This window comes from Campylobacter sp. RM15925, from assembly GCF_012978775.1.
GTDB lineage: Bacteria > Campylobacterota > Campylobacteria > Campylobacterales > Campylobacteraceae > Campylobacter_A > Campylobacter_A canis.
On sequence record NZ_LIWP01000019.1, the window covers coordinates 1 to 22,991 of the forward strand.

Consider the following 22,991-nt stretch of genomic DNA (forward strand, 5'->3'; position numbering starts at 1 on the left):
TAAAGGGACGATATGTTTGAAAACGACAAGGTGCTAAACACTCTAACCGATAAGGTTAATGACCTGCTTGCCAGATACAATGAAGTGTGCGAGGAGAACGAACAGCTTCGCAACGAGCTAATCAGCCTAAAAGCGCAAAACGAAGCCAAATCTAATCAAATTTTAAGACTGGAAGAAGAAGTTAAGAGCAAAAATATCGAATCAGACGACATCGTGCGCAAGATCGAGGCAGTCTTAGGAAAATAATGAAAAAGATAACAGTCACAATCGCATCAAGAGACTATACTATCAGCCTTGAAGATGACTTCGCTAAGAGCTTTGAGCGCGACTGGGAAGTGTTTTTGGGCGGGAAGAAATATCTTGATGTGAAAGAGCTGTTAAGCGCTTTTGTGCAAAAAAGCTACGAAAACTATCAGCAAGAGCGTGATCTGCAAAGCTTAGCGCAAAAACTAAGCGATGAGATAAATCATAACTAAAATATTACTCAAAATTTACCAAAAATTTATAATAATTTAATAATCATTTAAGTTTTACAGTTATATAATTCTCTCAACTACATAAATGTATGTAGAAATAAATTTAAGGAGTCTCTTATGAGAAAAGGTTTTACAATGATTGAGTTGATCTTCGTGATCGTTATATTAGGTATTTTGGCTGCTGTGGCTATTCCAAGACTATCAGCGACAAGAGATGACGCAGAAGTTTCAAAAGGTGCAGCAAATTTAGCAACTCTTATGAATGATCTAGCAGGATATTATACAAGTCAAGGTAGCTTTACAAAGACAACAACGACAACCGGAGGTGGTGCTGGTACTTCAGCTACTGCAACATGGGGCGATGTTACATCTGTAAGATTGGCTAGTGCGGCAACTGGTGCGGATTTAGCTTCTACTACACCTGTTACAACTGCTGCATTTTTGAAAGTTAAAGATAAGGGTTGTGTACAAATTGCTGTTGCTGGCTCTACCGTAACAGCTACTCCTGCAGGTGATGGTATATGTACTCAGTTTAAAGATATTGCTTCTGTTAAAGAAATCGTAGGAACTGGTACATCTGGTAAGAAGCATGAACTAGGCGGATCAAAAGTTAAATTCTAAAATCTTAGTTTTTAATTCTAATTAAAACTTTAAATATAAAAGGCCCGAATCTATCTTTAGTTGATAGGTTTGGGCTTTTTAAATTCTTTTAGAGTAAAAGGAAATAGATTGAAGCGTGCTTTTACTATAATTGAACTTATTTTTGTTATTGTTATTTTGGCTATTTTGGCTACCGTAGCTATCCCAAGAATAGCTGCGACTAGAGATGACGCAGAAATTTCAAAAGGTGTATCAAATTTATCTATTCTTATTATGGATTTATCGTCATATTATACAAGTAAAGGTAAATTTGATTCTGCAACCAAATGGAAAGATGCTACAGAAGTAAATCTTCTATCGGATAAAGATGGCTCTAGTATCGATGATACTACTCTTTTAAGTGATGATGTTTTTTTGAGTGTAAAAAGCAAAGGCTGCTCAAAGATATCTGTATCTGACGGCGCAGTTACAGTTTATGATACAGGGATAAGCAATGACTCTATATGTGTTCAGTTTAACGAGCTTGATTCCGTAAAAAAACTCAGCAAAACTCATCGATTTGCTAGTTCAAATGTCAAATTTAGTAATTAAATTCAAGATAATAAAAATTTTGTATTAATAAGTTTGCGTATGATACAATAATGCAAACACAAAGGATTATTATGAAACATGCATTTACAATGATTGAGCTTGTTTTTGTTATAGTTGTTATTGGTATTTTGGCTGGTATTGCCGCGCCTAGACTTTTTGCTACTAGAGATGATGCTATCATAGCAAAAGCAAGATCTGATATCGCCTCTATAAAAAGTGCGGTCGTTAATGCTAGAAATACGAATATGCTAAGAGGGCAATTTACATATCCTGCTCTTGAGACGGCTAGCGCAGGCGATAAGCTCTTTGATAACGTCTTATCGGGCGGTATCAAGAAAAAAGCTTCAGGAGCTACTTCAGGCTGGGATAAAAACGGAAATAACTATACCTTTACTCTCGCAGGTCAAAGCGTAACATTCGCATATAACCAAACAGACGGTTCTTTTAGTTGTGCCAATGACGCTAATGGCAAAGCTCTTTGCGAACAACTATCGGAGTAATGAATTATTATGAAGTAATACTAAGCGGTCTAAATTTAGAACCGCTTACTTATCATAGTAGTGAAGTCATCAAGCCTTACACTCAAGTAAGGCTAAATTTAAAAAACAAAACAACTCTTGGCTATGTTTTAAGAGAGACTCAAAAGCCAAATTTTAAAACATCTGAAATTTTAGAAATCTTACCAAGCAAACTAACTCAAATCCAAATCGAACTTTTAAATTTTATCTCGCATTACTACATATCAAATTTGTCTATAGCTTCAAATTTGTTTATTCCGCTTGATGAGAGTGGGCAACAACTAAATCAAAATAATAAATTAGATAAAGAGCCAAATTTAAGTGAGGATCAAAATAGAGCTTTAAAATTTGCTAAAGAACATAAAACAAGCCTTCTTTTTGGCGATACTGGAAGCGGAAAGAGTGAAATTTATATCTCGTTAATCCGAGAGCATTTAAACAATGGCAAGCAAGTTTTGTTTCTTATGCCTGAAATTTCACTCACTCCGCAAATGCAAAAAAGATTAAGCGAATATTTTGGCGATCAATTCGCTCTTTGGCACTCCAAGATAACACCTAAAAATCGTAAAGAAACTTTAGCTAAATTTATGAATGGCGAGATAAAGCTCATCGCGGGTGCTAGATCAGCTCTGTTTTTATCTTTTACGAATTTATCGCTTATAATAGTAGATGAAGAACATGACGATAGCTACAAATCAGCTCAAAATCCACACTACAACGCAAGAGATTTAGCTCTGTTTTTAGCGAGCAAATTTGATATAAAAGTGATTCTTGGCTCAGCCACTCCGAGCCTAACTAGCTTTTACAAACAACCAAATTTTAGACTCAAAGGCACATTTTTTAAAAGTGAAAAAAGCTTTATCTATGATGAGAGCCAAACTGCTCTTAGTGAAACTATCTTAAACGAGCTTAAATTTAGTCTTGAAAACGGCAAACAAGCTGTCGTACTTCTGCCTACAAGGGCGAATTTTCGCTATTTGGTTTGCAAAGATTGTTTTAGCACTATAAAATGCCCATTTTGTAGCGTTGGAATGAGCTTTTACAAGAAGCGCAATGCTCTTAAGTGTCAGTACTGTAGCTTTATGACGCCTGTGCCAAATTCTTGTGAAAAATGCGGCAGCGAAATGATAGAGGCAAAAAAGCTTGGCACGGATGAGCTAATAAATTTGCTTAAAGACGCACTTCCAAGCGCTCGCATAGCCAAATTTGATAGAGATGAGATAACCACGCAAAAGAAGCTAGAAAATAGTCTCAAAGCCTTTAACGCAGGCGAGATAGACGTCCTTGTGGGCACTCAAATGCTTAGCAAAGGGCATGACTATCATAATGTTGATCTAGCGGTTGTGATGGGCGTTGATGAACTTTTAAATTTTCCCGATTTTCGTGCGCGTGAGCGGGTGCTTGCGCTTGCTATGCAGGTTGCGGGTAGGGCTGGCAGGAGCGGAGCGGGCAGAGTCGTGATACAAAGCTTGCAAAGAGAGTTTTTTGAGAAATTTGTGCAGGATTATGATAGCTTTTTAAAAGAGGAGATGAGCGCACGTGAAAGGCTTTATCCGCCATTTGTTAGGCTTTTAAGAGCTGTCATCGCGAATAAAAATGAAAAAACGGCTAAGGAAATTTTAGATGAGTGTGTAAATGAGCTTAAAAATTTTCAAACCAAAGAGCCAAATTTACAGATCATAGGACACGGAAAATGCGCGATAGAAATTCTCTCTCAAAAATATCGCTTTGAAATTTTGCTTCGCTCCGGCTCGCATATTCCACTTATAAAAGCGGGTAAAATTTGCTTAAAATTTGGCTTTGATGTCGATATAGATCCGCTTAATTTCTCTTGAGCCTATATATTTTCATATTTTTATTTGTGTAGAGTTTTATAGTTTATTTTCACGTACAAAAGCGGGTTAAAAGAGAAAATTTTTTATAATTACTCAAAAATTTAAAGGCTAAATTTGCAAAGATATCCAACCAGACAGATAAAAATTCGCGATGTTTTAATCGGTGGCGACGCTCCTATATCGGTGCAGTCGATGACTTTTTCAAAGACAAAAGATATAAAAGGCACGCTGGAGCAGATAAATAGGCTATATTTTGCGGGATGTGATATAGTCCGCTGCGCCGTGCTTGACAAGGAGGATGCGAGCGCTTTGAAGCAGATAGTGGAACAAAGCCCGCTTCCCGTGGTTGCCGACATTCATTTTAACTACCGATATGCGCTTATAGTCAGTGAATTTGTCGATGCGGTGCGGATAAATCCGGGCAATATCGGCTCAAAAGAGCGCATAAAGGCTGTCGTTGAAGCGTGTAAGCAGCGAAATTTGCCTATCAGAATAGGCGTAAATTCAGGCTCGCTTGAAGAGCAGTTTGAGAACAAATTCGGACGCACCGTTGAAGCGATGGTCGCAAGCGCGATGTATAATATAAATTTGCTTGAGGATTTTGACTTCACAGACATTAAAATTTCGCTTAAATCAAGCGATGTTGAGCGCACGATGGCAGCTTACCGCGCTCTTCGTCCAAAGGTTGATTATCCGTTTCACTTAGGCGTTACGGAGGCAGGAACAACCTTTCATGCTACGATAAAGTCAGCTATAGCTCTTGGCGGGCTTTTGCTCGAAGGTATCGGCGATACGATGAGAGTAAGTATCACGGGCGAGCTTGAAGAAGAGATAAAGGTCGCAAAAGCGATTTTAAAAGATAGCGGAAGGCAAAAAGAGGGGCTAAATATCATCTCTTGCCCTACCTGTGGGAGGCTTCAAAGCGATTTAATGGCGGCGATTAAGATAGTCGAGGAAAAGACAAAGCATATCAAAGAGCCGCTTAATGTCTCGGTTATGGGCTGCGTGGTAAATGCGATAGGCGAGGCTAAGGGTGCTGATGTGGCCATAGCTTTTGGCAAGGAAAGCGGGCTTATAATGCGACGCGGAGAGGTCGTTGCAAGGCTGAAAGAGCACGAGCTTGTGGATAGATTTCTTTTGGAGCTTGACGAGGAGATAAAATCTCGTAGTTGATTTAGCCTGCTTGTGATTTGGACGAGATAAATTTGTCGTTGGTTTTTGGTCGGCGATAGAATTTCAAGCAAATTTGCGAGAGATTTAAAGAATTTAGCTCTTTTGTATGGCTGAAATTTAAAATATAAATGATTGGAGAAAAACGTGGCAAAAGCCCAAAATATCGATATGCACAACCTTTATGACCTTGATATGGAGCGTGCGATACTAAGCTCGATTATCTATAGCAGTGAAAATTTGGCTGAAATTTTTGACATTATTTCGGCAGGAGATTTTTACCTTAAAGGACACTGCGACGTCTATACCGCGATGGTTGAGTGTATGAATGCCGATTTGCCTATCGAAACTAGCTTTTTAAAGACTAAGCTCGCAAACAAATTTGACGAGGAAATTTTAGCTAACATTATCGGCACGAATTCAATCCTTGACATCAAAAAATACGCAACCGAACTTCGTGAAAAGTCGATAAAACGCTCTCTTGTAAAGATAGCTCACCAGATACCAAACAAAGTAAGCGAGGATAAGCCAAGTCGCGATATGGTCGATGAGCTTAGTCAGAGTTTTTATTCGCTTGTTGAAGGCTCTGCCGCAGGCGTGATAAAAGACAGTAAAGAGATTATAGTTGATGTTTTGGCTCATCTTGAGAAGCAAAAATTGCTTGAGGATAAAGATATCGTAGGTATCGATACCGGCTTTAGGCAGTTAAACGAGATGACGAAAGGATTTAAAAACGGCGATCTTATAATCATTGCCGCACGCCCTGGCATGGGCAAGACGACGATTTGTCTAAATTTGATGAACCACGTGCTAAGTCGCGGAAACGGAGTTGTGTTTTTCTCGCTTGAGATGCCTGCCGAGCAGATTATGCTAAGAATGCTAAGCGCTAAAACTTCAATCCCACTTCAAAACATCATGACTGCCAAGATGGATGATGACGAGTGGAGCAGGATGAGCGATGCGTGCGACGATATGGCAAACAAAAAGCTCTTTGTATACGATAGCGGATATGTAAATATCCATCAAATTCGCACTCAAATGCGCAAGCTAAAATCAAGCCACCCTGAAATTTCACTCTGCGTGATTGATTACATCGGACTTATGATGGCTACTTCAAACTATGCCGATCGCCACTTGCAGATAGCTGAAATTTCACGCGGGCTGAAGCTTCTTGCGCGTGAACTTGATATGCCGATAATCGCCTTATCTCAGCTTAATCGTAGCCTAGAAGCGCGGGCAAATAAACGCCCTATGCTAAGTGATTTAAGAGAATCGGGAGCGATAGAACAAGATGCGGATATGATACTTTTTGTTTATCGCGATGAGGTTTATCTTGAGCAAGAGGAAAAAGAGCGTGAAAAGCGCGCCAAAGCCGAAGGCAAGGAGTATGTGCGCAAATTTATCCCAAATAAGATCGAAGAGGATGCCGAGATCATCATCGGTAAAAACAGAAACGGACCTGTCGGGACGGTTGAAGTCATCTTTCAAAAGGAATTTACGCGCTTTGTGGATAAGAGTTTCGCGCCTCAAGTTACGGAATTTACGGGCTGAGGTAAATTTTGGTATGCTTTTAAAATTTGAAAATTTATATTTGCTTAAAGCTTTTGATTTTCAAATTTTAAAGCTTTAAATCCCGTGCAGCAAAACCAAATTTTTGAAAATAGAGCCGAAATAGGGCTGTTTTGTCTATTTTGCATAATCATACTATCTATAAATTTAAGCCTTAAATTTTATGATTTTCATCAGTTTAAACAAGACAGATATCTTATACTAAACGCAAAAGTGCTTCAAAGCTACACCAAACAAAACGATAAGGGCAAAAGCTACCGAGTTCTTAAGCTAAAGACGGATAAATTTAGCTTCTATACTACTTCAAAAGCGGAGTTTGAGCCTGAGATAAATGAGCGAATTTTGGTTCGTCCCGCTCAAAAAAACGTAAAATTCATAGAGTTTTTAAGCGAGAATTTCTATATGCCCAACTTCGGCTTGCTTGAGCTTAGAGAAAGCAAAAATTCGCAAGATAGTTTGCAAGAAAATTTAAGGGATAAATTTTATGAATTTATAGCAGGTCAGCATGATGAAACAAAAGCCAAAGAGCTTTATGCGGCACTTTTTCTCGCAACTCCTATCTCAAAAGAGCTTAGAGATGATGTAAATCACTTTGGAATCGCTCATCTTGTGGCGATCTCGGGCTATCATTTGGGTCTGATTTTTGGTGTGATGTATTTTTGCTTGCGTCCTTTTTATAGATATTTTCAGGCTAGGCATTTTCCGTATAGAAGCGAAAAATTTGATTTAAGCGCGGTAATTTTTATTCTTTTGTTTGGCTATCTGTGGCTTATTGATTTTGTGCCGTCGTTTTTGCGAGCGTTTTTGATGAGTCTATTTGTCTTTTATCTCTTTAGCTGCAATATACGCGTAATAAGCTTTGAAATCCTAGCCGTTATCGTTGCTTTGGCGGTTAGTTTTATGCCAAGCTTGGCTTTTAGCGTGGGGTTTTATTTCTCTTGTGCGGGGGTGTTTTTCATCTATCTTTACTTGCACCATTTTAAGGATAGATTTTCAAATTTAATTCACGTCTTGCTTTTAAATTTGTGGGTATTTTTTGCGATGATTATTCCTGTGGTTTATTTTTTCCCGCTTATTAGCTTTCAGCAGTTTAGCGTGCTTCCTTTAAGCATAATTTTTACTGTTTTTTATCCTGTTGCCACCTTACTGCACGTGCTAAATTTAGGCGGAGCATTTGATGAATTTTTAGTTTGGTTTTTATCTTTGCGTTTGCCAAGCGTAAATTTAAATATTAATTTTTGGATATTTTTAGCATATAACATCTGCGCGTTAATCGGCATTAAAAGCCGAAATTTAGCTATTTTTGTCGTGGTATTAAATTTGTTTTGTTTTTTAGTATTGCTTTGAAGTTTGCAAAATTTGTTATTTGTCGATGGTCTTTTTCGCTCTATCTTTTTGCTCTAAAAAGCTGCATAATTTCACTCCGTATAAAAATATAATCCACGAAACATAGACCCACACGAAGAAGAACAGCACAACCGAAAAAGAGCCGTAAATGCTAAGATAGGTTTTGTTATTTACTGCGTAAAACACAAATAGGCTTTTGCCAAAATACCATATTAAGGAAGCTACAAACGAGCTAAACAAGGCGTTTTTAACCGCTATAGGACGACTTACAGAGATGAGATACGTTATACAAAATATCGCCCAAATGATAAGATACGGAAAGATGCTTAAGAAGTTTATCCACTTTGTGTAGTATGTCGCATTTAAGAAATCCTGAAGCAAATTTGACAGATAAAAACTAAGCCCAAGTCCAAGCGGAGCAAGGGTGATAAGCGTCCAATACGCACTTAAAGAGTGCCAAAAGCTTCTGCCTTCGGTTTTCATGATTTTGTTTATGACATATTCGTAATCTACGAAAAACATTACCGAGGTAAAGATGATAGCGCCAAGCCCTAGCATGCCCAGACTTGAGCTGTTTTGCAAAAATGTTTCTATATATTCGCTTATCACGTCTTGATTTGAAGGTAAAAGAGATGAAAAAATAAACTCTTTGATCTTGGTGTAATATACTTTAAAGCTTGGCATCTGCGTAAAAATGGAAAATGAGATGAGAAGCACCGGGATAATCGAAAGCATAGTGTGAAAGCTAAGGCTTGAGGCATAGTGAAAGAGCTGTTTGTCTTTGATACTAAGTGCAATTTTGACATATGCTTTTAGTTCTTCTTTATTGATCTTAGCTCTCACTTACGCCCTTTAAATTTTATAGCCCCATCTTATTTGGATTTAGGATATTGTTTGGATCAAACGCCTTTTTTATCGCTCTAAAAAGCTGCATTTCAGCTTCACTAAAAGCAAGCGGCATAAATTCTGCTTTGCTTATGCCTATGCCGTGTTCGCCGCTAAGCGTGCCGCCAAGATCAACCGTGATCTTAAAAATTTCTTCTATCGCTTTGTGACCGTTTTCTACTTGAACGGGATCGGTTTTATCCACAACCATTACGTTCGTATGGACGTTTCCATCACCCGTATGACCAAAACACGGAACCTTAACGCCGTATTTTTTAGAAACCTCTGAAATTTTATCAAGCAATTCGGGAAGCTTTGAGCGTGGCACGGTGATATCTTCGTTTAGCTTTAAATTTCCATAAATCGTAATGCTTTGCGAGCAGTTTCTACGCGCAAACCAGATATCTTGCCTCTGGACATCATCGCGTGCGACCTTAAATTCGCTTGCACCGTTTTCTTTAAACACTTTTTCTATAGTCGCTAAATCCTGATCAAGCCCCGTTTGTATATCGCCATCAACGTCAGTTATCAAGATAGCGCCCGCATTTACAGGCAAGCCTTTTTGAAATTTCTCTTCAACCGCTCTTATGCTTAAATTATCCAAAAATTCCATCGCCACTGGAGTTACGCCCGCCGCCATAGTTTTATAAACGGCGTTCATGGCTGAATTTACACTATCAAATACACCCATCGCCGTTTTTTGAAATTTCGGTTTTGCGATTAGTTTTAAGGTGATTTCGGTTATCACCGCAAGAGTTCCTTCGCTAGCTATCAAAATTCCCGCCGTATTATATCCCGCGACGTCTTTTATCGTGCGTTTGCCCGCTCTTATGACCTCTCCGTTTGGAAGCACGGCACGAAGCGCCATTACGTAGTCTTTGGTTATGCCGTATTTTGTGGCTCTCATACCGCCTGCATTTTCGCTTACGTTGCCGCCTATTGTTGAGTAGTCTTGGCTAGCAGGATCCGGTGGATAAAATAGCCCGACCTCTTCGGCTGCACGCTGCAAGTCCATGTTTATAACGCCAGGCTGAACTACTGCGACCATGTTTTGCATATCGATCTCAAGAATTTTATTCATATGCTTTTCAAATCCAAGCACGATACCGCCGTCTATCGCTAAAGATCCACCCGTAAAGCCGCTTCCCGCACCTCTTGGGATAACGGGAATTTTATGCTCGTTGCAGTATTTTAAAATTTCGCTTACATCGCTTTCATCTCTTGGAAATAGCACTCCATCAGGCAAATGGCGCTTTCTGGTCGCATCATAGCTGTAAGCCAGCAGGTGCGCTTTATCAAAATATGCATTGTCTTGATTTAGTAGTTTAGTGAAAAAATCAATATGTTTTTTTTCCATTACTTCTCTTTCAAAAGTGATTTATAATGGCGATCAAAGTCGCTTATCTTACTTGATCCAAGCTTCCAAAATACCGTGTCTATATCCTTAACTCTCGTATAAAAAGGCAACTGATAGTACGCCACGCTTCCGCTTTGAAATTTTTTAAGCACTTCAAAGCTTTGGCAGTCCGCAAACAGACTTTCGTTATTCATCGCGATAAATATAAGCCCCGCAGCGCTTTGTGAGCACATCTTGCGGAAGTCGTCTCGGCTCGGGTTTGGTTTGTATTCGTAACTTAAGTATGAGCCCACGATATCTGGGTGAATAAACTCCATATCCTTAAAAGCGCTTATGACTTCGTTGTAAATTTCTTTGTTTGGAACTATGATTAAAGAGCGGTTGTAAAGGTAGTTTAGTATGACCGTATCTCCGCTTGCGGGAAGAATTCCGGGGATCGGAAGCGCTTTTTGAGTTAGGCTGTCAAATACTTCAAAGCGAATTTTTGCAAAGCCACCGCCTTTTTCGGTTACGCTAACGCGAGCTATGATAGAGCTTTTGCGAGCGTCAAATTTATGCACGACTATACCGCTTGAACCTACTACTATATCAGGACTGTCGATGATAGTTCCAAATCCGTCTTTTGCTTCAATTATCGGAGTTTGATACTCTTTTATGTTAAATTCCGCCGAGAAAACAAATGTAAAAATTGCAGTTAAGATAAACAAAATCCGTCTCAAATTCGCTCCTAAATTTTAAAAATTTCAAACGATTATAACTTAAAACAGCTTAGTTTTGCAAAATATAAGCAAGCATAAAGTAAAATTATCCCTATTATTTATTCAGGGGAGCGTATGGTTAGAATTTTTTTTGTGGGTATATTTTTAAGTCTTCAACTTTGCGCCGCTAAACTTAGCGTAGAAGAGCTTTCTTGGCCAAACGGCTCTACTTTTTTAACGTTTTTAGAAGCTAATTCGATCCCTCTTTCGCTTTATTATAACCTTGACAGAGAAGATAAAGAGATCGCAAGTGAGATCATGGCGGGCGTTAAGTATCAAATTTTAAGAGATGAACAAGACGGCATTCGTCAGGTTTTAATCCCCGTAAACGAAGAGCTTCAGATTCAAATTTTTAAAGACGAATACGATAAATTTAAGATACAACTTACCCCCATATCCTATCAGCTCGAGGATAAAATTTTAAGTATCAAGCTTGAAAGCTCTCCGTATAAAGATATCGTTGATCACACCGGAAGCATAGGGCTTGCAAATGCTTTTTCCTTGGCTATGAGGGGTGAAGTTGATTTTAGAAAACTTAAAAAAGGCGATAAGATAATTATAGTCTATACTCAAAAGCGTCGCTTGGGGCGAGTTTTCGGTATGCCTGAAATTCATTCGGCTATGGTAGAAGCAAGTAAAAAACGCTACTCGGTTTATAAATTTGAAAATAAATTTTATAACAAAAGCGGTAAGAAAAACGATAAATTTTTCTTAATAAGACCGCTTGGAAACGCAAGAATTACATCGCCTTTTACTCTTAAAAGATATCATCCCGTGCTTAAGAGATATAGAGCTCACTTGGGAGTTGATTACGGTGCGCCAAAAGGAACTCCTATCAAATCAGCAGGCGACGGCAAGGTGAAATTCGTAGGCAGAAAAAACGGATACGGTAAAACCATAGTCATAAATCACGGCGGCGGATACGAAACACTTTACGCTCATGTAAACGGCTTTGCTAAAGGCATGAAATCAGGCGCTAAAGTAAAACAAGGGCAGGTTATAGCTTACGTCGGAAATACGGGGCTTAGCACGGGAGCGCACCTTCACTTTGGTCTTTATAAAAACCAACAAGCCATAAATCCCGAAAAAATGCTTAAGTCAAAAAAGGCTATCGTAACGAGCTCCGGCTCAAAAGAGAGCAGTAAATTTAAAAAAGTTGTCGATGAAAACGATGCAAAGATGAAAAAATATATCGTAGAAGATATTCAGAGCGAAAAAGAGGAAGTCTTTGATAACTTTATCGAGTTTAAGGATATAGATGAACGAAAATGATCAACTGCTTGAAGCCAAAGAGCTTATAGACTCTCACCTAAATGACACTATCGATGAGGAGCTTAGCGCAGCCGATCTGGCTCAACATCTAAGAACTGTTAAAAAGCACGATGAAGAGCTATTTGCAGAATATATAGAAAAGCTTGAGCCTGAAATTTTAGGCGATGTAGCTATCGAGCTTCCCGATCACATGCTTAAAGATGTGATTGAAACCTTGCCTAGCGAAAAGATTATCGAAGCTATCGAGGAGCTAGAAAGCGACGATGCCGCCGAGCTTTTAGAATATATCGAAGATATCGATGAGCAAAAGGCGAAGGAGCTTTTTGACGGGCTTGATAGGGATGATCAAGAAGAAATTTTACGTATTAGAAGTTATGATGAAAATGAAGCCGGCGCTTATATGCAAACCGAGCTTTTTAGCGCAAATTTACAAGAAAAGCTTCAATCTGCGGTCGATAGACTAAGGGTTCAAAAAGAAAACGGCGAGCTTGAAAACGTATCTCAGCTTTTTATCGTAGATGAAGAGCAAATTTTGCGTTATGCTATACCGCTTGAGGATCTGATTTTATTTAACTTTAATTCCACGCTTAAAGATATTATTGCAAGAAGTGAGGAGGATAAGTATAAGCCTCATGTGGCGGTTGATAATGAGCCTATAGAAGATGTCGTAGAGAGAGTTCAGGACTATGATATGAACTCCATAGCGGTTGTTGATAGCAAAGGCGTTTTGCTTGGTCGTATCACAACGGACGATATACACGACTTTATCCAAGAGAGCGCTACGGAGCAAATTTATAACCTTGCAAACGTTGGTGATGCGGACGAAGAAGAGGAAGATAGCCTCATTAAGGCGACCAAATCGCGCGGAATTTGGCTTTTTATAAATTTATTTACGGCTATAGTCTCTTCAAGTATCATAGGGCTGTTTGATGAGACGATCGCAAGCTATGTTGCACTTGCCGTTTTGATGCCTATAGTAGCTTCCATGGGCGGCAACACCGGCACTCAAGCGCTAACTGTAACGGTTAGAAAGCTAACTCTTGGGGATATCGAATTTAAAGATGCCAAAGATGTATTAAAGCGCGAGCTTTCTATAGCGCTTTTAAACGGATTTATATTTGCCGTCATGATGGGTATTATCGCTTCTGTCTGGTTTTCTCGCCCTATGCTTGGCGTTGTAATAGGAGCTTCAATGCTTATAAATTTGTTTTTTGCAGGGTTTTTTGGGACTTTCATACCTTTAACTTTAAAGAAATTTAATATCGATCCGGCCGTAGGCTCAAGCGTGCTTCTTACGACGGTTACCGATGTAGTGGGATTTTTTAGTTTCTTGGGGCTTGCCAAATGGATACTATTATAGAAGATATAGAAATTTTAGGACTTAAGGAGTCTAAATTTATTAAACCTTATAGGCTTGGATACAAGATGGACGGAGTTAAAAGATATTGGGACTGCGTTCATGTGCATAGTAGCGTGTCCGTGCTTTTGTATCATGAAGAACAAGACGCTTTTTTGCTGGTTAAGCAGTTTCGCCCGGCTGTTTGGTATAACCTGCAAAAAGAGGGTGAAAAATATGAGGATATGGGCTACACTTACGAGCTTTGCGCAGGACTTATGGATAAGGGCTTAAGCGAAGAAGAGACGATCAAGGAAGAGGCTATCGAAGAGGTTGGGTTTAGACTGGATCAAGTTGAAAAGATAGCCGTTACTCATGGCGCGCTTGGTTTTGGAGGCAATAAGCAAACTATGTTTTTTGCCAAAATAAACGAGAGTATGAGAGTTTCAAAGGGCGGTGGAATAGACGGCGAAAAGATAGAAAGCGTGTATATAAAAATTTCTCATGCAAGAGAGTTTATGCGTGACGAGAAAAAGGTAAAAGCGCCGGGACTTCTCTTTGCTTTTATGTGGTTTTTTGATAAATTTTCAAAATAAGCAAAGCTATTTATAAGCGATAAATTTCATATTTATAAATCAAAAATCCATATGATAAAAATCTTTATTTGTGATACTTTGTATTGATATTTATTAAATAAAATATACAAATCAAAACTAAACATATCAATCGGAGATGGCGTGTCTAGAAAATTTATACTGTTTATCTTTTTTACTTTATCCGCATTTGCTCAAAGCAACTTCGAAAAAGCGGCCTTGAAATTTATGTTTCATGACGAAAGAGATCAAGAGGCGGCTTTGAAGCTTTGTAAAAAAGCGTGCGAAGAAGATCAAGTTGCCGCGGCTTGCTATATAGTTGCAAAAAAGCAAGAAGAAGGCTATATGCCTCAAGAAGATACCGGACAAATTTTTAAACTATATCAAAAAGCTTGCGACATGGGCGATATGGATGCTTGCAAAGCTATAGGCGATATATATAATGAAGGAAGAGGCGGTGTCGCAACAGATCATAAAAAAGCTCGCGAGATATACGAAAAGGTTTGCCAAGCCGGACTTGGCGACGCTTGCTTCGAGCTTGGGCATTTTTATAAGCTCGATAAAGACTTCAAAAATGCCGTTAGACTTTATGAATTTGCTTGCCAAAACGACTCTCCTTACGGTTGCTATATGCTTGCGCAGATGTATGAAGGCTTAAAATCTGGTATTAAAAAAGATTTAAAAAGGTCATTAGTGTTTTTCATGCAAGCATGCGACGGAGGTATATACGAAGCTTGCGAGGATTCTGATCGCATAAGCAAAATCATAGGAGGCAATAGAAGATGAGAAAATTTATCGTTTTATTGTCGCTTGGGGTTTTGGTATATGCTCAAAGTAACTTTGAAAAGGCGGTTAAGAAATTTCTTTTCCACAACAGTAACTATGCAGTATCTTTAAACCTTTATGAAAAGTCATGCTATGATGATAAAGTAGCCGCAGCTTGCAATATCGCGGGCATTATTTTAGGCAGTATGGGTGATCAAAATAGAGCCGATGAGTTATATAAAAAGGCTTGCGACATGGGTGATATGGACGCTTGCAAGACGGTTGGCGACATGCATAACGAAGGCTTTGGCGGTTTTAAGGTTGATTACGCTAAGGCTAGAGAGCTTTATGATAAATCTTGCAATGCCCAAATAAGCTCAGCTTGCATGATGCTTGCATATCATTATAATGGTGGCATAGGCGGGCTTAAGGAGGATTATAAAAAGGCTGCCGAGCTTTACGAGAAGGCTTGCAATATGGACAATCTGCAAGGCTGTTTAACTATCGCCATTGTTTATAAAGATGGGAGTGAAGAGATAAAAAGAGATATGAAAAAAGCAGCCGAATTTTACGGAAAGGCTTGCGATCTTGGGTATGATGAGGGGTGCGTCCAGTTTAGACGCTTAAGTAAAAATTAAAACAAGGAGAAGAGATGGTTAAAAAATTGATTTTAGTTACCGCTTTAATAAGCGGCGTATTTGGTGCAAATTTGTTTGAGCAGGCGACAAAAAGATATGTCAAGGATAGTTATGATTCTACAGCTTCTATGGAGCTATATAAACGCTCTTGTGAAGATGAAAAGAACGCGGCGGCTTGCTATATATTTGCGCTTCAGCTTGAAAGAGGCGGGGTTTTAGACGATAACTCGACTGCTTACAAATCAAGCGATCTATACAAAAAATCTTGCAATATGGGCGATATGGACGGTTGCAAGATGGTTGGAGATATGTATTATGATGGCTTAAATGACATGAAGCAAGATTACGCAAAAGCTATGGAATTTTATAGTAAGGCTTGCAAGGCTGAGGTAAGCGATGCCTGCTTAAAGGTCGGCACTCTTTATGATAGCGGACTTGGAGTGGAGTCAGACTTCAAAACTGCGGCTAAATACTACAAAATGGCTTGCGACGGTAAAAATAGCGATGGATGTTACAATTTAGCCGATATGTATGAAGTGGGCGAAGGTGTTGAGAAAAACGCTAAAGAAGCGATGGAATTTTACGGTTTAGCGTGCGATTACGGCGCAAGTGACGCTTGCTCTAAATTTAGAAAATTATCTAAAACCGTAGATAAAAAATAAGCTTTTGTAATGAATATTTTAAGTGCTAAATTTCATAATTTATCCTTAAATTTAGTCTTTGTTTGTTACAATGAGATTCGTATTATTAAAAAATAAGATTAAAATTCAAATTTAAGGGGAAAAGGATGAAAAAAACTATTTTTTGTCTGGCGACGGTTTGTTCTTTTGCGTTTTCTATGGGGTCGGGTAATCCTATGGAGCTTATTTCGCCTGATCCGATACTGGATGGTGAGTATAAAAAATCGGTTGAAATTTTCCAAATTTCGTGCGAAAAAGGACATATGTACAACTGCTTTAACCTAGCAAATTTCTATGAGCAAGGTAAAGGTGTCTTTAAAGACGAAAAAAAGGCTCTTGAAATTTACAAAAAAAGCTGCGAGAACAAGCTGGGCTTTGGTTGTGGTGCCGTAGGTAGAATTTATGAAAAGGGCAACAGTGCCGTTCAAAAAGATATGAAGCTTGCGATAGAGGCTTATGAAAAGGGTTGCGCTCACGGCGATGATGTATCTTGCGTTAAAGCCGGATTTATATATAGCGAAGGCAAAGAGGTTACAAAGGATAATAAAAAAGCAATTGAGCTATTTGAAAAAGGCTGCAGATACGGTAATGAACAAGCCTGTAACTCTGCTAATGCTTTAAAATAAGTAATTTTATTTGACAAGAGGAATTTGCGCTTTGCAATGACCTCTTGTCGCAATTAATGATATAAAATAGCTACAAAGACAAACTTAAAGTAAATTTTAAATACTATTTATAAAACTATTTATATTCTATCAAGTCTAGCTAGATAGTTTTAGTTTTTCTTGGAATTTTAAATCCTAATAAGATAATATTATAAAAAGATTTATTGAAATCAGCATCTACAAGTGCTTTTCGTAGCTAAATTTAAAGAAAATTTTTACAGCGATTTGTTTGTATCTGGGTCAAATCTCTATACCTACATAATTAAGATATCTGCATTAAATTTATGCTTTGAGGAGTAAACTAAGTAGTATAGCTAAATTTGATCGCTAAAATTTATTGGCTTATGCAAGGAGGGTTTGACATGCAAGTAGCCAAACCCTCCTTGAATCTAAAATAGACCTTTTATCAGATCTTTTACGATATCTTTGCCTTGATCTTTTGTGTCTTGACCGCTTGAGCCTTCGGCGTTATCAGTGCTAGAGCTTCCTTCTTGGTTTTTGCCGCCAAGCTTTTTATCTAAAAATCTATCAAGCTCTTTTAAGGCTTTGTTTTTGATGTATTCCGAGCCTATGCTGTATTTTGGATTGTCGCTTGTGCCCGTGATATCAATGGCGATATCCGTTTTTTCATAATTCATTTTTACCGGTATGTTTATAGCTTTTGTAGCGGTGTTAAATTTGCCGTTTTCTACATTTATATTGCTTCTTGTAGCATTCATTTCGGCGTTAAAATTTATCATTTGCTTATCGATCGTTCCATAAACTTTGCTGTTTTTATAAATTTCACTCGTTATATCCCTGCCGGTAAATGTCATGAAATTTTCCGTAAATTTTGTCTTAGCAAGCCTTCCTTCATCTATAATCACGTCAAATTTGCCACTCTGAGTTTTAAGATCGTAGTTTGCATTCATGTCGCCCACGCCGTCATAAATGTGATCAAGCCCCAACAGATCCGTTAAGCCCTTGGTCGTAAATTTGCTTAGGTTCGCAACTAGTTTATTATTGTTTAAATTAGCTTTCAAATCCCCGTTAAACAGCTTTGATGTAACATTTGCGGTTAAATTTTCGCCCTGTTTTTGCATGTCGCCTTTTAAATTTATATTTCCGTGTAGCACTCTGTCTGTTAAAAAGCTTATATTTTTAAGTTCAGGAATTTCAAGCTCAAAAACGCTTTTTAAGATATTTTGGTTGATATCAAAGCTTCCTTTTGTATTTTTGACGGCTATTAAATTTGTATTATTGCTTGATATTAAATTTGCCAGCACATCAAAATTTGCTACACTTTTTTGCAAAGCTATATCGCTATTTGCATTAAATTTAAGCCCTGCGGGAAGCTTTTTTTCAAGCACTTTGCTAGCTTCGGCTTCATATACCACTCCGTCTTTAACGTTTGCTTTTATAGTTCCGTTTAGGTTTTTAGCGTCAAGTCCGTTTAGGTTGATATCGGCATTTAAAGTCGCATTTGCAAGCGGTTTTGAGCCTATGAGGATAAAAACGTCTTTAAGCAAAAGAGAATTTAAGCTGGCAACCAACTTCTCGTCTTTTAAATTCGCCTTTATATTGCCGCCAAGTGCATTTCCGTCCACATTTAGACCTTTTAGCTGATTGTTAAGCAAGCTTACATCGCCGTTTATATCGACTTTACCCGCTAGTTTTTGACCGACTAGACTCTCAAGCTTGCCAAGATCATCGACATTTAGCGTAAATTTGCTATCAAGCGCTTTTTTATCTATATTGTAGCTGCCTTTTAGATTTTTTAAATTCATTAAATTTGAAAGCAGCGCCGCATCAAACTTCGCCTCTCCGTTTTTCACGTCCACATCGGCGTTTAAAGTAAATGTTACGCCGTTTGCTATATTTAAATTTGTAAGTTTTTTAAACTCGCCTGCGTCAAGTTTGCCGTTTTGAGTCGTTAGTTTAACGGAGCCTGCGATATTTTTAGTGTTTTTTATATCGTTTAGCACCGCTTCTCCGTTTATAACCCCACTTGCAAACGCAGGCAGAGCGGCTATTTTTATTAATTCGTCAAGCTTGAGCGAGTTGATTTTGGCAGTAAGCTTGTCGTTGTTTAAAACAGCCTTTACCGTGCCGCCAAACCCGTTTATGTCAGCATCCAAATTCTTAAGCTGATTTTGCGCAACGATCGTGTTGCCTTTTACGTTTAGCGCGCCTGCGATCTTTTGCTTTATGATCGGCTCAAGTTTGGTTAAATCATCCACTACAAGCCTAAAATCACTGCTTAGAGTTTGAGAATTTATATCGTATATCGATTTTTCACTCCCCGCAACGGCAATCGGCGTTACAAAAGCGCTTTTTGCATTTACTATCCAGTCTTTAACATCTGCTTTAATCGCGCCTTTTAGGTTAAAATTCGCAGGCAGAGTGAGGTTAAAATCTTTTGCGATTAGGGCATTATTGGTTAGTATATTTACGATATCTATGTTTGCCGTACCGTCAGGTTTGCCGGTGTTATCTTTTATATCTGCGGTTATATCGATCTTGCCGTTAGCATAAATCGGCTTACCCGCAAGTGCAAGAGCTTTATCGACCTCTAAATTTTTAGCGTCTAGATTAAGAGCAAGCGGCTTAAATTCCTTGATATCTGCGTTAAATTTAACGTTTGATCCAAGCAGGTTGCCTACGCCGTTAGCATTAAAGTCTTTAAATACACCTTTTACGAGTCCTGCAAAGAGCATTTTTTCTTTAAGCTCAACTCCAAGCGAGCGTAAATTCGCAACTTCTACATCGTATTTTAGATCGATACTTTGACTAAATACAGAAAGAGTTCCATTTGTGTTTAGCGTTATTTCGTCATTTGCCTTAGCTACTATATCGATTGTGGTCGGGCGAATTTGAAATTTCTCAAATTTTACGTTATATCCGCTTTTTTCTTTAATAATATTTTCAACATAAGGCTTTACTATACCGTTTCCAAAGTCGGTGAATAAAACAGTATAGGCGCCGATGATCAAAACGACTATTAGCCCGAGCAAAACTACTAAAAATTTTTTCATGACTATCCTTTAAATTTAATTTATAAATTCATATAAGTTGAGTTTAACTAACTAAGAGTTTATTATAAATTTAGCTGAAATCATTGACAAATTTAAAAAACTATCATATAATTTCATCACTCAAAAAACAAGAGTGCTAAAAATTAATATTATACCAAAGGATGAATTATGAATTTTCAACCATTAGGCAAGCGTATCTTAGTTGAACGCCTTGAAGACGTTAAGACAACAGCAACAGGTATTATTATACCCGATAATGCAAAAGAAAAACCTTTAAGCGGTAAAGTTCTAGCAGTATCAAGCGAAGTGGAAAACGTAAAAACAGGCGATGACGTGGTGTTTGGCAAATATGCCGGAACGGAGATAACGCTTGAAGGTAAAACTTATCTTGTGTTAAATTTAGACGACGTTTTGGGCGTTATTAAATAAAATTTGATTTTAAAAATTAATACTTAAGGAAAAGAAAATGGCAAAAGAGATATTTTTTTCAGATGAAGCTAGAAATAGACTATACGAAGGTGTTAGAAAACTTAATGATGCCGTAAAAGTAACTATGGGACCACGCGGTAGAAACGTACTTATCCAAAAGAGTTTCGGTGCTCCTGCCATCACAAAAGACGGTGTTAGTGTAGCTAAAGAGATTGAGTTAAAAGACGCACTTGAAAATATGGGCGCAGGGCTTGTAAGAGAAGTAGCAAGTAAAACAGCTGATGAAGCTGGTGATGGAACTACAACAGCGACGGTTTTGGCTAACGCTATATTTAAAGAGGGTCTTAGAAACATCACTGCAGGCGCAAATCCAATTGAAGTAAAACGCGGAATGGATAAACAAGCCGCTGCTATCATAGCCGAGCTAAAAGCTATGGCTAGAAAAGTAACGGATAAAAAAGAGATAGCTCAAGTCGCTACAATATCGGCAAATTCAGATGCGACCATAGGCGAATTGATAGCCGACGCGATGGAAAAAGTAGGCAAAGACGGCGTTATAACCGTTGAGGAAGCAAAATCAATCCATGATGAGCTAAATGTGGTTGAGGGTATGCAGTTTGACCGTGGATATCTAAGCCCATACTTCATTACAAACGCTGAAAAAATGCAAGTAGAGCTAAGCAATCCTTATATATTGCTATTTGATAAGAAGATTACAAATTTAAAAGATCTTTTGCCTATTTTAGAGCAAATTCAAAAGACCGGCAAACCGCTTTTGATCATAGCTGAAGATATCGAGGGAGAAGCTCTTGCGACTTTGGTTGTAAATAAACTTAGAGGCGTGCTAAATATCTCTGCCGTTAAAGCGCCGGGATTTGGAGATAGAAGAAAGGCGATGCTTGAAGATATCGCTATCTTAACAGGCGGTGAAGTGATAAGCGAAGAGCTTGGTAGAACGCTTGAAGGAGCAAATTTAAGCGATCTTGGACAAGCCTCAACCGTAGTTATCGATAAAGATAACACGACTATCGTAAACGGAGCTGGCGAAAAAGCTTCTATAGATGCAAGAATAGCTCAAATTAAGGCTCAAATCGCAGAGACTACAAGTGATTATGATAAAGAAAAACTTCAAGAGCGTTTAGCCAAACTAAGCGGCGGTGTGGCTGTTATAAAAGTAGGTGCGGCAACGGAAACTGAGATGAAAGAGAAAAAAGACCGCGTAGATGACGCACTAAGCGCTACAAAAGCTGCTGTTGAAGAGGGTATAGTAATCGGCGGCGGTGCTGCGTTTATCCAAGCAAGTGCCAGAGTGAAGCTTGATCTAAGCGGTGATGAGGCGATAGGTGCTGCTATCGTAAGACGTGCTTTAACTGCGCCACTTCGCCAAATAGCTGAAAATGCAGGCTTTGATGCGGGCGTGGTTGCAAATGCGGTCAGCACAAGCAAAGATGCGAATTTCGGATTTAACGCAGCTACGGGTGAGTATGTAAATATGTTTGAAGCGGGCATCATAGACCCTGTTAAGGTTGAGCGTGTGGCGCTTCAAAACGCGGTTAGCGTTTCAAGTCTTCTTCTTACAACAGAGGCTACTATAAGCGAACTAAAAGAGGATAAGCCTGCAATGCCGGCAATGCCTGATATGGGCGGAATGGGTGGCATGGGCGGAATGATGTAATTTACTCTGCCTAATTTTATAATTTTCCTTCCCTTGCTTTTTTGCAAGGGAATTCTTCTTTTGTTTATGCGATATTTTATGATTTAAATTCTAAAAATACATTATTGAGTTTTGTTTACAATTTATATATAATTTGTTTTCTATTGTACTTGAGTACAATATACTATTTTTTAAAAATTTAGTAAGATTCTTTTAAAATTTTAAATAATATAGAGGTGTAAAAATGCCAAATATAGTAGGTATAGTAAAAGAAATTTCAGGTTCCGTAGTTGTAAAAGACGAACTAGGAGTAGCAAGGACACTAAATTTAGGCGATGAAATATTGCTAGGAGAGAGCGTTGAAACGCTTGATGTCAAGTCCAAGGTCGTAATTTCTATGAAAGATGGCGAAGAGGTTGTTCTGGTAGGAGAAGATTTGCTTGTGCTTGATCAAAATTTCTTATCTTCACAAGGAATTTCAAATGTGTTTGCCAGTGCTGAGGACATTAGCGATCTGCAAAAGGCTATCATCGAAGGTAAGGATCTAAATACTCTTGAAGCTACGGCTGCGGGTGGCGGATCAATAGCCGGCGGCGAAGGAACAAGCTTGAGTTCTGAGAATTTTACGAGTTCGGGCAATATCAGCAATGTGTTTGAAGGATACGGAGATTTGGATAATTCTTACTCTGATGCTCAGCCATTTAGCTCTTCAAGTGGAAATGGAAATTTTGCTTCGGAAGCAGGTGTTGAAGAGATAAATTCTAATTCAGGCAATGAGTCTTCAGCACCAGCTCCGCAAGAACCATCGGCACCAGCTCCGCAAGAACCGTCAAATCCGG

The 22,991-nt window shown here is 38.5% G+C and carries 23 protein-coding genes; 19 read left to right on the top strand and 4 right to left on the bottom strand.

Features of this window, described 5'->3' with window-relative positions:
- The first annotated feature begins 12 nt into the window (after positions 1 to 12).
- From CDOM15925_RS09270 to CDOM15925_RS09310, 9 genes are all read left to right on the top strand, one after another.
- Positions 13 to 246, top strand: a complete 234-nt coding sequence (locus tag CDOM15925_RS09270; RefSeq protein ID WP_169943128.1) for a coiled-coil domain-containing protein — start codon at positions 13 to 15, stop codon at positions 244 to 246.
- On the top strand, positions 246 to 476 hold the full coding sequence (locus CDOM15925_RS09275) for a hypothetical protein (RefSeq protein WP_169943129.1): 231 nt from the start codon (positions 246 to 248) through the stop codon (positions 474 to 476). Before CDOM15925_RS09270 ends, CDOM15925_RS09275 begins: the two co-directional genes overlap by 1 nt.
- A gap of 117 nt (positions 477 to 593) precedes the next feature.
- Positions 594 to 1,097, top strand: coding sequence for a prepilin-type N-terminal cleavage/methylation domain-containing protein (locus CDOM15925_RS10110; RefSeq protein ID WP_249934731.1), 504 nt, complete (start codon positions 594 to 596; stop codon positions 1,095 to 1,097).
- Positions 1,098 to 1,205: 108 nt separating this feature from the next.
- Positions 1,206 to 1,667 (top strand): type II secretion system protein, encoded by a 462-nt coding sequence (locus CDOM15925_RS09285; RefSeq protein ID WP_169943130.1) that lies wholly within the window; start codon positions 1,206 to 1,208, stop codon positions 1,665 to 1,667.
- Between the two features lie 71 nt (positions 1,668 to 1,738).
- The gene (locus CDOM15925_RS10185) at positions 1,739 to 2,167 is read left to right on the top strand and encodes a prepilin-type N-terminal cleavage/methylation domain-containing protein (protein WP_211436727.1); all 429 of its coding nucleotides are present in this window, start codon (positions 1,739 to 1,741) and stop codon (positions 2,165 to 2,167) included.
- Positions 2,167 to 4,020, top strand: coding sequence for a primosomal protein N' (locus CDOM15925_RS09295; protein ID WP_169943131.1), 1,854 nt, complete (start codon positions 2,167 to 2,169; stop codon positions 4,018 to 4,020). Before CDOM15925_RS10185 ends, CDOM15925_RS09295 begins: the two co-directional genes overlap by 1 nt.
- Positions 4,021 to 4,134: 114 nt before the next feature.
- Positions 4,135 to 5,193, top strand: coding sequence for a flavodoxin-dependent (E)-4-hydroxy-3-methylbut-2-enyl-diphosphate synthase (ispG, locus tag CDOM15925_RS09300; RefSeq protein ID WP_169943132.1), 1,059 nt, complete (start codon positions 4,135 to 4,137; stop codon positions 5,191 to 5,193).
- A 168-nt stretch (positions 5,194 to 5,361) separates the two neighbouring features.
- Positions 5,362 to 6,741: a replicative DNA helicase gene (locus tag CDOM15925_RS09305; RefSeq protein ID WP_211436728.1), complete on the top strand. Its 1,380-nt coding sequence runs from the start codon at positions 5,362 to 5,364 to the stop codon at positions 6,739 to 6,741.
- A gap of 84 nt (positions 6,742 to 6,825) precedes the next feature.
- Positions 6,826 to 8,106, top strand: a complete 1,281-nt coding sequence (locus tag CDOM15925_RS09310; protein ID WP_169943134.1) for a ComEC/Rec2 family competence protein — start codon at positions 6,826 to 6,828, stop codon at positions 8,104 to 8,106.
- A gap of 15 nt (positions 8,107 to 8,121) precedes the next feature.
- On the opposite strand, the gene CDOM15925_RS09315 is transcribed toward CDOM15925_RS09310, so the two are convergent.
- Genes CDOM15925_RS09315 through CDOM15925_RS09325 form a run of 3 tightly spaced genes read right to left on the bottom strand, consistent with a single transcriptional unit; the run spans position 8,122 to position 11,067 of the window.
- Positions 8,122 to 8,949 carry a YihY family inner membrane protein gene (locus tag CDOM15925_RS09315; RefSeq protein WP_349644347.1) on the bottom strand — a complete coding sequence of 276 codons (828 nt, stop codon included), beginning with the start codon at positions 8,947 to 8,949 and terminating at the stop codon, positions 8,122 to 8,124.
- Positions 8,950 to 8,965: 16 nt separating this feature from the next.
- Positions 8,966 to 10,348 (bottom strand): FAD-linked oxidase C-terminal domain-containing protein, encoded by a 1,383-nt coding sequence (locus CDOM15925_RS09320; protein ID WP_169943135.1) that lies wholly within the window; start codon positions 10,346 to 10,348, stop codon positions 8,966 to 8,968.
- A complete protein-coding gene (locus CDOM15925_RS09325) occupies positions 10,348 to 11,067 on the bottom strand; it encodes a plasminogen-binding N-terminal domain-containing protein (protein WP_169943136.1) in 720 nt (239 codons plus the stop codon). The genes CDOM15925_RS09320 and CDOM15925_RS09325 overlap by 1 nt, the downstream gene beginning before the upstream one ends.
- A gap of 114 nt (positions 11,068 to 11,181) precedes the next feature.
- Between CDOM15925_RS09325 and CDOM15925_RS09330 the strand changes: the two genes are divergently transcribed.
- The 7 genes from CDOM15925_RS09330 (at position 11,182) to CDOM15925_RS09360 (ending at position 17,016) form a co-directional block, all read left to right on the top strand.
- Positions 11,182 to 12,378, top strand: a complete 1,197-nt coding sequence (locus tag CDOM15925_RS09330; protein ID WP_169943137.1) for a peptidoglycan DD-metalloendopeptidase family protein — start codon at positions 11,182 to 11,184, stop codon at positions 12,376 to 12,378.
- Positions 12,365 to 13,738, top strand: coding sequence for a magnesium transporter (gene mgtE / locus CDOM15925_RS09335; protein WP_169943138.1), 1,374 nt, complete (start codon positions 12,365 to 12,367; stop codon positions 13,736 to 13,738). The genes CDOM15925_RS09330 and mgtE overlap by 14 nt, the downstream gene beginning before the upstream one ends.
- On the top strand, positions 13,723 to 14,310 hold the full coding sequence (locus CDOM15925_RS09340) for an NUDIX domain-containing protein (protein WP_169943139.1): 588 nt from the start codon (positions 13,723 to 13,725) through the stop codon (positions 14,308 to 14,310). Before mgtE ends, CDOM15925_RS09340 begins: the two co-directional genes overlap by 16 nt.
- Before the next feature lie 141 nt (positions 14,311 to 14,451).
- Positions 14,452 to 15,093 carry a tetratricopeptide repeat protein gene (locus CDOM15925_RS09345; RefSeq protein ID WP_169943140.1) on the top strand — a complete coding sequence of 214 codons (642 nt, stop codon included), beginning with the start codon at positions 14,452 to 14,454 and terminating at the stop codon, positions 15,091 to 15,093.
- Complete coding sequence (locus CDOM15925_RS09350; protein WP_169943141.1) at positions 15,090 to 15,710, top strand: tetratricopeptide repeat protein; 621 nt, start codon at positions 15,090 to 15,092, stop codon at positions 15,708 to 15,710. The genes CDOM15925_RS09345 and CDOM15925_RS09350 overlap by 4 nt, the downstream gene beginning before the upstream one ends.
- A gap of 14 nt (positions 15,711 to 15,724) precedes the next feature.
- Complete coding sequence (locus CDOM15925_RS09355; RefSeq protein WP_169943142.1) at positions 15,725 to 16,372, top strand: tetratricopeptide repeat protein; 648 nt, start codon at positions 15,725 to 15,727, stop codon at positions 16,370 to 16,372.
- 125 nt (positions 16,373 to 16,497) lie between these two features.
- Positions 16,498 to 17,016, top strand: a complete 519-nt coding sequence (locus tag CDOM15925_RS09360; protein WP_169943143.1) for a tetratricopeptide repeat protein — start codon at positions 16,498 to 16,500, stop codon at positions 17,014 to 17,016.
- 428 nt (positions 17,017 to 17,444) lie between these two features.
- Here the strand turns inward: CDOM15925_RS09360 and CDOM15925_RS09365 are convergent, their stop codons facing one another.
- On the bottom strand, positions 17,445 to 20,069 hold the full coding sequence (locus tag CDOM15925_RS09365) for a translocation/assembly module TamB domain-containing protein (RefSeq protein WP_169943144.1): 2,625 nt from the start codon (positions 20,067 to 20,069) through the stop codon (positions 17,445 to 17,447).
- Between the two features lie 168 nt (positions 20,070 to 20,237).
- On the opposite strand from CDOM15925_RS09365, the gene groES reads away from it, so the two are divergent.
- From groES to CDOM15925_RS09380, 3 genes are all read left to right on the top strand, one after another.
- Positions 20,238 to 20,498, top strand: a complete 261-nt coding sequence (gene groES, locus CDOM15925_RS09370; protein WP_169943145.1) for a co-chaperone GroES — start codon at positions 20,238 to 20,240, stop codon at positions 20,496 to 20,498.
- A gap of 37 nt (positions 20,499 to 20,535) precedes the next feature.
- The gene (groL, locus tag CDOM15925_RS09375; protein WP_169943146.1) at positions 20,536 to 22,173 is read left to right on the top strand and encodes a chaperonin GroEL; all 1,638 of its coding nucleotides are present in this window, start codon (positions 20,536 to 20,538) and stop codon (positions 22,171 to 22,173) included.
- A gap of 223 nt (positions 22,174 to 22,396) precedes the next feature.
- Positions 22,397 to 22,991 (top strand): retention module-containing protein (locus CDOM15925_RS09380; RefSeq protein WP_169943147.1); only part of this gene is annotated, 595 nt, incomplete at its 3' end.